Origin of the sequence: Capnocytophaga sp. oral taxon 335 str. F0486 (assembly GCF_000277665.1) — a bacterium.
Classification (GTDB): domain Bacteria; phylum Bacteroidota; class Bacteroidia; order Flavobacteriales; family Flavobacteriaceae; genus Capnocytophaga; species Capnocytophaga ochracea.
Map to the genome: position 1 here is coordinate 132,787 of NZ_AKFR01000034.1, position 12,559 is coordinate 145,345.

Annotated in this window: 12 protein-coding genes; 11 read left to right on the top strand and 1 reads right to left on the bottom strand. The window is 37.9% G+C overall.

Going from position 1 to position 12,559, the window contains the following annotated elements:
• Nucleotides 1–5: 5 nt before the first annotated feature.
• From HMPREF1320_RS08845 to HMPREF1320_RS08870, 6 genes are all read left to right on the top strand, one after another.
• Nucleotides 6–1,394: a bifunctional UDP-3-O-[3-hydroxymyristoyl] N-acetylglucosamine deacetylase/3-hydroxyacyl-ACP dehydratase gene (locus HMPREF1320_RS08845; protein ID WP_009418308.1), complete on the top strand. Its 1,389-nt coding sequence runs from the start codon at nucleotides 6–8 to the stop codon at nucleotides 1,392–1,394.
• Nucleotides 1,395–1,400: 6 nt separating this feature from the next.
• Nucleotides 1,401–2,195, top strand: a complete 795-nt coding sequence (lpxA, locus tag HMPREF1320_RS08850) for an acyl-ACP--UDP-N-acetylglucosamine O-acyltransferase (RefSeq protein ID WP_002671575.1) — start codon at nucleotides 1,401–1,403, stop codon at nucleotides 2,193–2,195.
• Nucleotides 2,196–2,234: 39 nt separating this feature from the next.
• Nucleotides 2,235–2,801 carry an elongation factor P gene (gene efp, locus HMPREF1320_RS08855; RefSeq protein ID WP_002671577.1) on the top strand — a complete coding sequence of 189 codons (567 nt, stop codon included), beginning with the start codon at nucleotides 2,235–2,237 and terminating at the stop codon, nucleotides 2,799–2,801.
• Nucleotides 2,802–2,803: 2 nt separating this feature from the next.
• Nucleotides 2,804–3,721, top strand: a complete 918-nt coding sequence (locus HMPREF1320_RS08860; protein ID WP_009418324.1) for a UDP-3-O-(3-hydroxymyristoyl)glucosamine N-acyltransferase — start codon at nucleotides 2,804–2,806, stop codon at nucleotides 3,719–3,721.
• A 337-nt stretch (nucleotides 3,722–4,058) separates the two neighbouring features.
• Complete coding sequence (gene ccsA, locus HMPREF1320_RS08865; protein ID WP_009418311.1) at nucleotides 4,059–6,803, top strand: cytochrome c biogenesis protein CcsA; 2,745 nt, start codon at nucleotides 4,059–4,061, stop codon at nucleotides 6,801–6,803.
• A 54-nt stretch (nucleotides 6,804–6,857) separates the two neighbouring features.
• Complete coding sequence (locus HMPREF1320_RS08870) at nucleotides 6,858–7,820, top strand: beta-ketoacyl synthase chain length factor (RefSeq protein ID WP_009418352.1); 963 nt, start codon at nucleotides 6,858–6,860, stop codon at nucleotides 7,818–7,820.
• 58 nt (nucleotides 7,821–7,878) lie between these two features.
• Here HMPREF1320_RS08870 and HMPREF1320_RS08875 read toward each other — a convergent pair whose 3' ends face one another.
• Nucleotides 7,879–8,805 carry a leucine-rich repeat domain-containing protein gene (locus tag HMPREF1320_RS08875; protein WP_034554448.1) on the bottom strand — a complete coding sequence of 309 codons (927 nt, stop codon included), beginning with the start codon at nucleotides 8,803–8,805 and terminating at the stop codon, nucleotides 7,879–7,881.
• A gap of 650 nt (nucleotides 8,806–9,455) precedes the next feature.
• On the opposite strand from HMPREF1320_RS08875, the gene HMPREF1320_RS08880 reads away from it, so the two are divergent.
• The 5 genes from HMPREF1320_RS08880 (at nucleotide 9,456) to HMPREF1320_RS08900 (ending at nucleotide 12,515) form a co-directional block, all read left to right on the top strand.
• Entirely contained in the window at nucleotides 9,456–10,187 is a 732-nt protein-coding gene (locus HMPREF1320_RS08880) for a polysaccharide deacetylase family protein (RefSeq protein WP_009418336.1), read from the top strand.
• Nucleotides 10,184–10,798, top strand: a complete 615-nt coding sequence (locus tag HMPREF1320_RS08885) for a LolA family protein (protein ID WP_009418292.1) — start codon at nucleotides 10,184–10,186, stop codon at nucleotides 10,796–10,798. The genes HMPREF1320_RS08880 and HMPREF1320_RS08885 overlap by 4 nt, the downstream gene beginning before the upstream one ends.
• Nucleotides 10,776–11,381 carry a DUF3261 domain-containing protein gene (locus HMPREF1320_RS08890; protein WP_009418366.1) on the top strand — a complete coding sequence of 202 codons (606 nt, stop codon included), beginning with the start codon at nucleotides 10,776–10,778 and terminating at the stop codon, nucleotides 11,379–11,381. Before HMPREF1320_RS08885 ends, HMPREF1320_RS08890 begins: the two co-directional genes overlap by 23 nt.
• A 16-nt stretch (nucleotides 11,382–11,397) precedes the next feature.
• Nucleotides 11,398–11,766, top strand: a complete 369-nt coding sequence (locus tag HMPREF1320_RS08895; protein WP_009418442.1) for a 3-hydroxyacyl-ACP dehydratase — start codon at nucleotides 11,398–11,400, stop codon at nucleotides 11,764–11,766.
• 140 nt (nucleotides 11,767–11,906) lie between these two features.
• Nucleotides 11,907–12,515 carry a hypothetical protein gene (locus tag HMPREF1320_RS08900; protein WP_009418358.1) on the top strand — a complete coding sequence of 203 codons (609 nt, stop codon included), beginning with the start codon at nucleotides 11,907–11,909 and terminating at the stop codon, nucleotides 12,513–12,515.
• Nucleotides 12,516–12,559: the final 44 nt, after the last annotated feature.

Genomic DNA, 12,559 nt, shown 5'->3' on the forward strand with positions numbered 1-12,559 from the left:
ACACTATGGTAAAGCAAAATACTTTATCCAAAGAAATTACCTTAGAAGGTATTGGGTTACATACAGGTAAACAAGTAAAAATGGTACTCAAGCCTGCACCTGTGGGTAATGGTTTTACTTTTGTACGTACCGATTTAGAAGGTAGCCCCGTAGTAGAAGCAGATGCTACCTATGTGTCAAGTACAGAACGTGGCACTGTTTTAGAGAAAAAAGGGGTGAAAATCCAAACCTGTGAGCATATTTTAGCAGCTCTCGTGGGAATGGATTTGGATAATGTGATTATTGAGCTCAACTCGTCAGAACCTCCTATTATGGATGGTTCTTCTAAATACTTTGTAGAAGCTATAGAAAAAGTTGGTATCACTGCTCAAGATGCAGATCGCGATGAGTATATAGTGAAACAAGTAATTACTTACGTAAATGAAGAAACAGGTAGTGAGATTACCCTTATCCCTGCCGAAGAATACCAAGTGACTACAATGGTAGATTTTGGTACTAAGATATTAGGTACTCAAAACGCTTACCTCAATAAGATTTCCGAATTTAAAACCGAAATAGCCGATGCTCGTACTTTTAGCTTCTTGCACGAGCTTGAAGCCTTGCTTGACCACGGTCTTATCAAGGGAGGAGATTTAAATAATGCTATCGTATATGTAGATAAAGAAATTTCTGATAGTACGATGCAGAAACTCAAAAAGATTTTCAACAAAGAAGATATTTCAGTGAAACCTAACGGAGTGCTCGATAATCTTACTTTGCATTACCCCAACGAAGCTGCTCGCCATAAACTATTGGATGTAATAGGTGATTTGGCATTGGTAGGTACACGCATTCGTGGTAAAGTAATTGCTACCAAACCTGGGCATTTCACCAATACTCAATTTGCTAAAAAACTTTCTAAGATTATAAAAAATGAACGTCGTAACAACGTTCCTTCTATAGATATCAATCAACCGCCGTTACTCAATACTGTTGATATAATGAAGTTGTTACCTCACCGTCCGCCATTCTTGTTGGTAGATAAAATCTTTGAACTTTCTGACAAACACGTCGTAGGTTTAAAGAATGTAACAATGGATGAACCTTTCTTCGTAGGGCACTTCCCAGGAGCTCCTGTGATGCCTGGAGTGCTCCAAATAGAAGCAATGGCACAAACGGGAGGCGTATTGATACTCAGTACCGTCCCCGACCCCGAAAATTACCTTACTTACTTTATGAAAATAGATAATGTGAAGTTTAAGGTGCAAGTAGTGCCAGGAGATACCCTTATATTCAAATTAGAATTGCTAACACCTATTCGCCGTGGTATTTGCCATATGCAAGCTTACGCTTATGTGAATGGTAAGTTAGCTACCGAAGCTGAGCTAATGGCTCAAATTGTTAAAGTAAAATAAAAGTATATGATTCAACCTTTGGCTTATGTCCACCCCGATGCCAAAATCGCTAAAAATGTAGTGATAGAGCCTTTTACTACTATCAGTAAAAATGTAGAAATAGGTGAGGGCACTTGGATAGGACCTAACGTAACCATTATGGAGGGAGCGCGTATAGGGAAGAACTGCAAAATTTTTCCTGGAGCTGTAATTTCAGCTATTCCACAAGATCTCAAGTATAAAGGTGAAGAAACCACTACTCACATAGGCAATAATACTACTATCAGAGAGTGTGTAACCATCAATAAAGGTACTGTCGACCGTATGAGAACTGTAGTAGGCAACAATTGCTTGATAATGGCTTACTCTCATATCGCTCACGATTGTATTGTGGGGGACAACTGTATTTTCTCTAATGGTACTACTCTTGCAGGACACGTAACTGTAGGTGATTGTGCTGTAATGGCAGGAATGACTGCTGTTTATCAGTTTTGTTCTATAGGGAGTTATGCTTTTGTAACAGGAGGTTCGCTCGTAGGTAAAGATGTTCCTCCTTATGTAAAGGCCGCACGCAATCCACTTTCTTATGTAGGAGTGAATTCTATAGGGTTACATCGTCGTGGATTTACTACTGAGAAAATACGTGAGATACAAGATATTTATCGTGTACTTTTCCAAAAGAAGCTTAGTACTTCTCACGCTTTGGACTATATAGAAGCTGAAATGGAAGCCACTGTAGAACGCGATGAGATATTGCAATTCGTGCGTCGCTCACAGCACGGTATTATGAAAGGCTATCACGGTGAATTAATAAAAGAGTAAGAACTTAAAACTAAAAACAAATAACTTAAAATAAAATAAATGGCAACAACCGCAGACATTAAAAAAGGATTGTGCATTCGCTTCAATCACGATATCTACAAAATTATTGAATTTCTACACGTAAAACCGGGGAAAGGGCCTGCTTTTGTACGTACTAAACTCAAAAGTGTTACCACAGGTAAAATTCTTGACAACACTTTCTCTGCTGGTCACAAGATTGAAGATGTACGTGTCGAAACTCGTTCTTTCCAATATTTGTATGCCGAAGGCGATGAGTTCGTATTTATGAACAACGACGACTTTAACCAAGTGCATATTCGCAAAGATATGCTTGATTATCCCGATTTACTTAAAGAAGGTGAAACCGTGATGGTAATCTTCAATGCCGAAGACGAAACACCGCTTTCAGTTGAAATGCCTGCTAACGTTATCCTTACTGTTACACACGTAGAACCAGGAGTAAAAGGTAATACAGCTACTAATGCTACCAAACCTGCTACTGTCGAAACAGGAGCTATCGTGAATGTACCTCTTTTCATTAACGAAGGTGACCGTATTAAGGTAGAAACTGAAAAGGGTACTTACGTCGAAAGAATGAAAGACTAATTATGCGTTTCTCACAGCCTTATACCCTTAAGCAAATAGCTACTATCATCAATGCGAAATACGTAGGTGCAGAAGATTTTCCCGTACTTGGAATGAACGAAATTCACGTAGTACAAGCAGGTGATATAGTCTTTGTAGACCATCCTAAGTATTACGAGAAGGCTTTGCATTCTAAGGCTACTATTGTACTTATCAACAAAGAAGTAGAATGCCCTGAAGGGAAAGCCCTTTTAATATCCGATGACCCTTTTCGCGATTTTAATAAACTCACCGACTTTTTTAAACCTTTTCAAAAAGCAACTGCACTTATAGCCCCTTCAGCTCGTATAGGTGAAAATACAGTAGTGCAACCAGGTACTTTTTTGGGTAACAATGTAGTAATAGGAAACAACTGCCGTATTCATTCTAATGTGAGTATCTACGACGATTGTGTGATAGGTGATAACGTAACTATTCACGCCGGCACAGTGCTCGGAGCAGATGCTTTTTATTACAAAAAACGCCCCGAAGGTTTTGATAAACTCAAGTCAGGTGGACGTGTAGTAATTGAGGACAATGTGGATTTAGGTGCTCTTTGTACCATTGATAGAGGAGTAACAGGTGATACCACTATCAAAAAAGGAACAAAGATAGATAATCAAGTGCATATAGGTCACGATACGGTAGTAGGAGAGAAGTGTCTCATTGCTTCACAAACAGGGATTGCTGGTTGTGTAGTGATAGAAAACGAAGTAACTATTTGGGGACAAGTAGGAATAACCAGCGGTATCACCATAGGTGAAAAAGCGGTGATTTTAGCTCAAAGCGGTATTTCTAAATCGTTGGAGGGTGGACAAACTTACTTTGGTTATCCTGCTGGGGAAGCCCGTGAGAAATATAAAGAAATGAGTGCACTCAAACAGCTTATCAATTGTAAATAAGTAATTTTATAGTTATACAATTAAGGAACTGCCTTTTTAGGTAGTTCCTTTCGTTTTTCATCACTTTACCTTCGCTCAAAACTCTTCTTTATCTTAATTCTTAACTACTAATTCTCAACTTTTTATATAGCTATTGTATACCAATCGTCCAAGATTCGTTCAAGCTTCCTATAAGCTTTGTATAAGCTAACTATATTCCTCCAGAAGCTATTTTTTAATTTTTCACTAAAAAACATCTTCCGAACCTTTTTGTTTTCTTCCGGATTCTCAGCTCTCTTCGTTAGTTAATTGAAGAATTTGCTAATTTGTTAATTACTCACTACCTTTGCCCCCAATTATGATAGTACGCAGATTCATCTTTTTCCTCTATTCCACCAAGCTGATGGCAATTCTCTTCATTGCTTTTGCCATAGCTATGGCAGTGGGTACTTTCGTAGAAAACGACTATGATACCGATACCGCCCGTATTTGGGTGTATAACACTTGGTGGTTTGAGGCGATAATGGGGCTTTTTGTGGTAAATTTTATAGGGAATATCTCCCGCTATCGATTGCTCAAAAAAGAGAATTGGGCAGTGCTGGTATTGCACCTCTCGTGGGTGTTTATCATCGTAGGGGCTGGGGTTACGCGCTACTTTGGCAATGAAGGTATGATTTCTCTACGCGAAGGAGAAACTACAAATACTTACCTCTCCGATCGCACTTATATCACTGTAATGGTAGATGGCACTTATCAAGGAGCTCCCTTGCGCAAAAAGAAACAAAAAGAGGTGCTTTTTTCTTCATATACCTCTAATCATTATCAGTGGTCGTCTGACTTTAAAGGCAAACCTTTTAGCATTACCTATAAATCGTTTAAACGCATAGGCAAGGAGATGAATGTCTTAGTATTGGAAGTTGTTTCAGGTAATCAGCGCAAAGAAGTAACAGTAAAGGGCAAACGTGGCGTACAGCACCCTCCTACTACTATCACTTTGAACGGCTTGCAGTTTCATCTAAGCTATGGAGCACGTGAAGAGAAGTTGCCTTTCAGTCTTACCCTCAACGATTTTATAGCCGAAAAATACCCTGGCACAGAGAATAGTTACGCTTCCTTTAAAAGCAAAGTAACCGTGAGTGGGGGAGGGAAGACTTTTCCTTATGATATTGAGATGAACCATATTCTCAATTATCAAGGTTATCGTTTATTCCAATCTTCTTTTCACCCCGATGAACAAGGTACTATACTATCGGTAAACCACGACTTTTGGGGTACCCTCATCACTTACATAGGTTATATACTGCTCTTCGGTAGTATGTTGGCGTTTATGTTTGTAGGCAAATCCCGATTTAGGAAACTCAATCAGCAACTTAAAGACCTACAAGCCAAAAGGGTTGCAATAGTTTTAGCATTATGTTTTGGCTCTTTGGCTACTGCCCAAACTCCTATGGTAGTACCCAACAAAGCGCACGCTGAAAAGTTTGGTGCAATGCTCATTCAAGATGATGGGCGTTTTAAGCCCGTGAATACCTTCTCTTCAGAACTCTTACGCAAACTTAGTAAACACGATACTTATAAAGGGCTCACTTCCGATCAAGTTTTGCTTTCTATGCTCCTCAGTCCGCAAGCGTGGTATGAGTCGGACATTATCTATGTGAAGAGAGCTAATGACAGTTTACATCACTTTTTGGGAGTCCCCGAAGGAACCAAATGGGTGAAACCTAAAGATTTTTTTGATGCAAAAGGTCAGTACAAACTCGCCCCTTTATTGAAAGATATTTACAACACAAATACTCCTAACCAATTTCAAAAAGATTTTAAGGAAGTAGACCAACGTATTGGCTTGCTTAACAGAGCACTACAAGGTGATATTTTTAAGGTCTTCCCTGTACCTAATGACCCTAATCATAAGTGGATTTCGCACTTAGATTACCTAAACGACACCCTCCAAATCACCGACCCACTGTACAAGCAATTTGTAAAAAATGCACTGCCTGCTTACCTTATTTTGCTACAACAAGCCACTGAAACAGGAGATTATAGCAAAGCCGACAAGGTGCTCAACAATATCAAATTACAACAAGAGTTTTACTCGGCTGAGGTATTGCCCTCTCCAGCCAAAGTACAAACTGAATTATGGTACAATCGCATCAATATTTTTGAACAACTCTTTCAAGCGTATTTGTATCTTGGTACAGTGTTATTTATAGTACTATTATGGCATATTTTTATGCCAAAACAAATTTTTAGAAGATTTACTCAAATAGGGATAGCCTTGTTGTGGATTTGTTTTATCCTGCATACTGTGGGACTTGCTGTACGTTGGTATCTTTCAGGTCACGCACCTTTTAGCGATGCTTATGAGAGTATGATATATGTAGGATGGTCGGCTATTGGGGTAGGACTTTTCTTTTCGCGACGTTCCCCTCTTACGGTTGCTGCTACCGCTTTTGTAACCGCTATGATACTGATGATTGCCCACTGGAATTGGATGGATCCTGCTATTGGTACCCTCCAACCCGTACTCAATAGCTATTGGCTGATGCTACACGTTGCCGTGATTGTAGGTAGTTATGGACCTTTTGCCTTAGGAATGCTCTTAGGTGTAATCAACCTCCTATTGATGATAGTTACCACCCGCAAGAATGCTCATAAAATCAACCTCATACAACAGGAACTCACTATCGTAAACGAATTAGCTCTTACAGTGGGGCTCGTAATGCTCACCATAGGCAACTTTTTGGGTGGTATGTGGGCAAACGAAAGCTGGGGACGTTATTGGGGATGGGATCCCAAAGAAACTTGGGCATTGATTAGTATTATGGTTTACGCGTTGGTGATACACTTGCGCTTGATACCCCATTGGCGCGGACGATGGGCGTTCAACTTTATGAGTATTGTTGCCTTTGACAGTATCTTGATGACTTATTTTGGTGTTAATTTCTACCTTACAGGGATGCACAGCTATGCTACAGGCGATAAAATTATCACCCCTGCTTTTGTGTATTATGCTGTGGGGATAGTGCTGTTGTTAGGACTGGTATCGTATTTGAGAGTGAAAAAAGCATCACAAGTTTTGCCGAACTCTAATACTAATTCCTAATCTCTAATTTCTAACTCCTAAATTGTTAATTATTAATTGTAAATTGTTAATTGAATGAAGTCTTATATCAATGGAATAGCCTGCATATCGGCTCAACCTACTTTCTTAACACCTCATTTCCTTGATGAAGCCCTAAAGGTTACTCCAGAGGAAGTGTGTTACGCTCAAGAACCTTCTTATAAAGAATATATTGCCCCTAATGCCAGTCGTCGTATGGCTAAAGGCGTAAAAATGGGTATAGCCACAGCTACTGAAGCCCTTAAAGAAGCGCATATCACTACCCCTGACGCTATTTTGGTGGGTACCGGTATGGGGTGCCTACAAGATTCTGAAAAATTCCTTACAGCGCTTATTAACGACAACGAGGAGCACCTCACTCCCACGGCTTTTATACAATCTACTCATAATACTGTTGCGGGGCAGATAGCCCTTTTGTTGCAGTGCAAAGGAGAAAACTTTACCTATGTAAATGGGGCTGTATCATTTGAATCGGCTTTGTTAGATGCTAAAATGCAAATGGAGCAAGATACTATCAATACGGCTTTGGTAGGAGGTGTAGATGAACACAGTCCGCACACTTTGTATTTATATGATTTAGTAGGGCTTGACCAAAAGGGAGAAGGCGCAAGTTTCTTTGCTTTATCAGTAGAGGCTACTCCCAATACCTATGGAGAACTTGTGGATGTGGCTTTGTACAATGAACTCACCCCCGAGCAACAACAAACAGCCCTAAACGACTTTCTTTCTCGCCACCATCTTACCCTCTCTAATATAGATTTGATACTTACTGGTGAAGCAGAAAACCGTTCTTGGCAACGCCCTACCTTGCACTACAAAAACCTGAGTAGCGAGTATTACACAGCTTCAGCTTTCGGACTTTGGCTTGCTTGTCAAGTACTACAAAAGCAAACCCTTCCTGCCATTTGCGAGCTTACTCTCTCCACCCCTATACAATATATTTTATTAGTAAATTCATATAGAGGCAAAGATTTTAGTTTTGTACTGTTGAAGAAATAAAAAAGCAACACTTACAATAAGTAGGTGTTGCAGTTTTTGTTTCTATTATTGATGAAAATTAAGGCATAGCTTTTAGTTTACTTCCTGTTACCACTTGTTGATGGGTATTAGGGTCATACTCTATTATATCAGTAAGTTTTTTCCATTGAGCATTATTCTTATAAGCGTTTAAACTACTTGCAGGAACATAAATGTTTTTAACATAAGTACCATATCCCCAAGAAGTACTAATGGTAGGAGGAGTTATAGCTTCTACATAAATATCTTTTATGTTAGGAGAACCATCAAGCAAACGACTCCCAAGTTTTGTTATATTTTTAGGAATATGTAATTCTGTAAGGCCATCACAACTTGAGAAAGCATAATGTCCTATAAGAGTAATTTTTTCAGATAGTTTTATGGATGTAAGATCTGAACAATATGTGAAAGCACCATTTCCTATTTTAGTAACATTGGCTAATTCTGGGATAGTTGTCATATCAATATTTACAGAGTTTTTATTCCTCCATTGCAATAGTGTAGTACCATCGTCACTTACTAAAAAATCTGTTTTTTGGGTAGTGCTACTGCTATTACTTATTAAGCTAATTCCTGTGCCCCAACCACTTTCTGTTTTAGGTCCGTAAAGATGTTTGTTTTGAGTGTCAATGTACCAATCTCCTACTTTTCCTTGTGAAGTAGTAGGAGCTGTAATTCCAGATAGAATAGTTGCTCCAACTTTTCCCTTTTCCCCTTGAGCTCCTTTTAGACCTATAGCATTCCCCCATCCTTCAGTTGTTTTAGGTCCGTAGAGTTCCATTGTAGTTTTGTTTAGATAATAGTCTCCTACACTTCCTAATGAAGTCGTTGGTACATCATTCCCTGAAAGAATTTGATTGCCTTTTTGCACCTCAACTCTTTCAATAATTTTTTCTGTTTCCTTTCTACAATTACTTACAGTTAGTGCTATCAGCACTACTACTGTCATTAAAATTACTTTTCTCATTTGTTAGTAAAAAAAAAAGTTTGTCATTCCTACTCTCTTACAGGCTTTTCGGTTTCCGCCTTTACCGTTCACATAAGCACATAAAAAAAACGCGGGCACATTCCCTATTACTTTCTCATAGAAGCCCGACCAAAGGCATACAGCAAAAGTAAAAAGGAATGCCCACGCTATAACGCAGGCATTTCCACTTCACTTTCCTTGCTGTTAAAAATTGGTCGTTTTCTATGAAAGGAAAATTGTAAAGCGAAACGCTAATTTATGTTTTTATGTAATTGTTTTTTCTGGTTTCTTTTAAAAAGTGTTTAAACAATTTTTAAATTCGCGACAAATGTACAACTTATTTTCAAACGAAGAAAATTTTACATCAAAAAAATAAAAATAAAATTTCCTTAGTAAAAACTGAATTTCTACGTTTAGAGAAAAAGTAATTAAAATATTTGTAAGGAAGTAAAATGTATGTTATTTTTGCCGTGCTTAATATAAATATACTTTCATTGTATAAAAAAACTAATACAAAATATTTAATTCACTTAAGACATTCGTAAGTAAATACATTGTAAAGTATTTTAAGCCAAATCAAATTAGTGTAAATCCGTGAAATCCGTACGAGGTTTTGCTTAATAAAATATCAACTCTATATCATTTAAACATTGAACAAATATCTTTTTACAATCGCAATATTTATCAGTGCTCTTGTAACAGCATTTATACAAAATGCTCCTTGGTGGGTATATGTATTATTAATAGTGTTGTTTTTAGGCATTATCTCTTGGGGCGTATTCGATATCCGCCTCTCTTATTTTGTTAAAACACAATACTTCTTAAAGGGGCGTCCAGCAAAAACAATAGCACTAACTTTTGATGATGGTCCCTCAGAACTCACACCACAATTCTTAGACCTTTTGCAGCAATACAATGCCAAAGCAGTCTTTTTTTGTGTAGGTGAACAAATACAAAAGTATCCAGAGGTCGTCAAACGTATGCAAGCTGAAGGTCATTTAGTGGCAAACCATACCTTCACCCATCAACCTAAAAATATTCTACACGCAAAAGCCCTTGCCAACGAAATTCGCCATACCGATGAAGCATTGGCGCACTTGGATATCGTTACCCCATATTTCCGACCTCCATACGGAATCACCTCACCACCCGTTGCTAGAGCAATTCGGGCAACAGCTAAAAAAGCTATAGGCTGGGATGTACGCTCATTAGACACCGTAATACACGATGAAGACAAGCTTTTTCATCGCATCGTGCGCAAACTTACCAACGGCAATATTATCCTGATGCACGACCGTCTGCCTCATACCCTCACCGTTTTGGAACGCTTATTGCAGTATCTCAAAGAAAATAACTATACAATTATAAATAATTTAGAATGAAAAAACTCTTAATATTCCTTATTTGTGTTGCACCTTTAACAATCAGTGCTCAAGCTCTTACCGAAGTCCAAATACGCGACTTCAAAACTCAAACCATTGCTAAAAACAAGTCAATCCAAACAATGCAAGCCGATTTTACTCAGAAAAAACACTTGGATTTTATGAGTAAGGACATTGAGACTTTTGGAAAAATGGCATTCGCTAAACCCGATAAACTGAATTGGCAATACACTAAACCTTACCAGTATCGCATTATTTTTCAGAAAGATAAAATCACGGTGAACGATGCAGGTAATGTCTCACAGATGAAAGCCGATAATAAGGTCTTCAAAAAAATAAACAACTTGATAGTGAGTTCTATCAGTGGTGATATGTTCAACGAGAAAGAATTTGCTATGACCTTTGCTAAATCGGGCAAAAGTACATTGGTAAAACTATTGCCTAAGGATAAGACTCTCTTAAAATATGTGAGTGAAATTCATCTGTATTTTGATGTTGATAGTGTCGTGGAACGTGTAAAACTCATTGAACCTTCTAAAGACTACACTGAAATCTTATTCAGCAATAAAAAACTAAATACAAAAATTGATGAAGCAAATTTTAAAATGTAGTCTGTTTGTTATATGGCTCGGCAGCTGTTCACCTTCTTATAACCTCCCTGCTGAATACCAATCAATGGCTACAACGCCAACAACGATAGCCAATCCCCACATAATGGTAGGGGAGGAGTACCTCTATCGTGCTACCATTACCGCTTATGGTCATACTTTTAGCGGACTCTTAGTAGCTAAAATTACCGCGGATAATACGTGGCGAGTAGCCCTTACTACCGACTTTGGTAATACGCTTTTCGATTTTGAAAACCAAAGCGGAAAGATAAAAACCAACTATATAACCCCCGACCTCAATAGGAAAATCATCATTCGTACCCTCACCACTGACTTTAAGCACCTTCTTAAAACCCATTGGCAGGTTACTCAAAAATACACCAATGGTACTATCGAAGTACAACAAAGCAAAGATGGGAATGATGCCGTTTATTTGTTTACCTCAGGAACCAACCTCTCCAAACAGCTCAATATGCAAGGTAAGAAACTATACACTACTTTTACCTATAATAGCAACAACATAACCATAGAACATCACACCTTTACTATTAAAATAGTTTTAGAACCCTTAATTATAAATCATTAATTGCTTATTCTCAAAAATGTTAAAAGAATTTTATACCCTCAATAGCTTAGAAAAGCAAGACGCAGAAAACTATCTCTGCACCCTTACCCTCAACCCTCAACACGCTATCTTCAAAGGGCACTTTCCTGGTAATCCTATTACACCAGGAGTGTGTATGATGCAAATAATCAAGAACCTTACTGAGGAAATTACAGGGCATAAACTCTTTTTAGCCAAAACTACCAATGTGAAGTTTATGGCGCTTATCAACCCCATTACTCACCCTATTTTGCAACTCACACTCACCATTCAGCATAAAGACGCCGACATACAAGTGAAGAATACGGCTTCCTTTGATGAAACGGTAGCACTAAAACTTACGAATTTGTATAAAATAGTATCTTAAAAAGCTCGTTTCTTTATTCATTATCTGAAATGAAAAAAAATAGCTCAAAAATTACGCTATGTAAAATAAAATAGTTACTTTTGCAGACATTTTGAAAAAATCATTAAAAGCAAATAGAATTAAAATATCAATATTTTATAGTGGAAAAGGAACTAAAAAACTTTACGGAGAAGAGTTACGAGAAGTTGAAAAATGCAATTCAAGAAATTGCAAATGAAGAGGATAAAAAAGAAGTCTATGCACTGTCTTTTTGTTATACGTGTGACGATGATGACTTGCGATTTCCTAAAATTACACTGGGCTATAATACCCTTTCAAATGTAAAAGAAGAAAGTTACAACGCCACTTCAAAAGAAGATGCCAAGTGGAATTTTGATTATTGGTTACAAACAGAAGTGGAAACCGTAGGAGGTAAAAAAGACAAATTGCTGAAACAGTGGTTTGCTAAAACTCCTTATTTCTATTCTGATGAGGAAAACGACCGCGCTATAGAAGAAGATGAAGAACTTTACGACAAACTCCTCAAAAAAGGTGATAAGTTTGGTAAAGACTTTATCAAAGAGGTGATAGTTCTCGCCAAACGATTGTTGGACGACGGAGAGGTAGAAAAGGTATTTGGGCGTAATATTCCTATCATTATTCACCAGCGGGATTTTGAAGATACGCCTATTTCTTGGACAAAGAAAGCCAACCCCGCCAAGCTCATAAAAGAGTTTCTGGAATACTGGGATGGAGAAGAGGAAGATTAAAATTGGTTTATAAATTATTATAATAAAAATATGAGGGCTGTTCA

What these genes read in the sequence shown, in the direction of transcription:
- HMPREF1320_RS08845 (WP_009418308.1), top strand. Translation starts at nt 6, where the DNA reads ATGGTAAAGCAAAATACTTTATCCAAAGAAATTACCTTAGAAGGTATT.
- lpxA (WP_002671575.1), top strand. Translation starts at nt 1,401, where the DNA reads ATGATTCAACCTTTGGCTTATGTCCACCCCGATGCCAAAATCGCTAAA.
- efp (WP_002671577.1), top strand. Translation starts at nt 2,235, where the DNA reads ATGGCAACAACCGCAGACATTAAAAAAGGATTGTGCATTCGCTTCAAT.
- HMPREF1320_RS08860 (WP_009418324.1), top strand. Translation starts at nt 2,804, where the DNA reads ATGCGTTTCTCACAGCCTTATACCCTTAAGCAAATAGCTACTATCATC.
- ccsA (WP_009418311.1), top strand. Translation starts at nt 4,059, where the DNA reads ATGATAGTACGCAGATTCATCTTTTTCCTCTATTCCACCAAGCTGATG.
- HMPREF1320_RS08870 (WP_009418352.1), top strand. Translation starts at nt 6,858, where the DNA reads ATGAAGTCTTATATCAATGGAATAGCCTGCATATCGGCTCAACCTACT.
- HMPREF1320_RS08875 (WP_034554448.1), bottom strand. Translation starts at nt 8,805, where the DNA reads ATGAGAAAAGTAATTTTAATGACAGTAGTAGTGCTGATAGCACTAACT.
- HMPREF1320_RS08885 (WP_009418292.1), top strand. Translation starts at nt 10,184, where the DNA reads ATGAAAAAACTCTTAATATTCCTTATTTGTGTTGCACCTTTAACAATC.
- HMPREF1320_RS08890 (WP_009418366.1), top strand. Translation starts at nt 10,776, where the DNA reads ATGAAGCAAATTTTAAAATGTAGTCTGTTTGTTATATGGCTCGGCAGC.
- HMPREF1320_RS08895 (WP_009418442.1), top strand. Translation starts at nt 11,398, where the DNA reads ATGTTAAAAGAATTTTATACCCTCAATAGCTTAGAAAAGCAAGACGCA.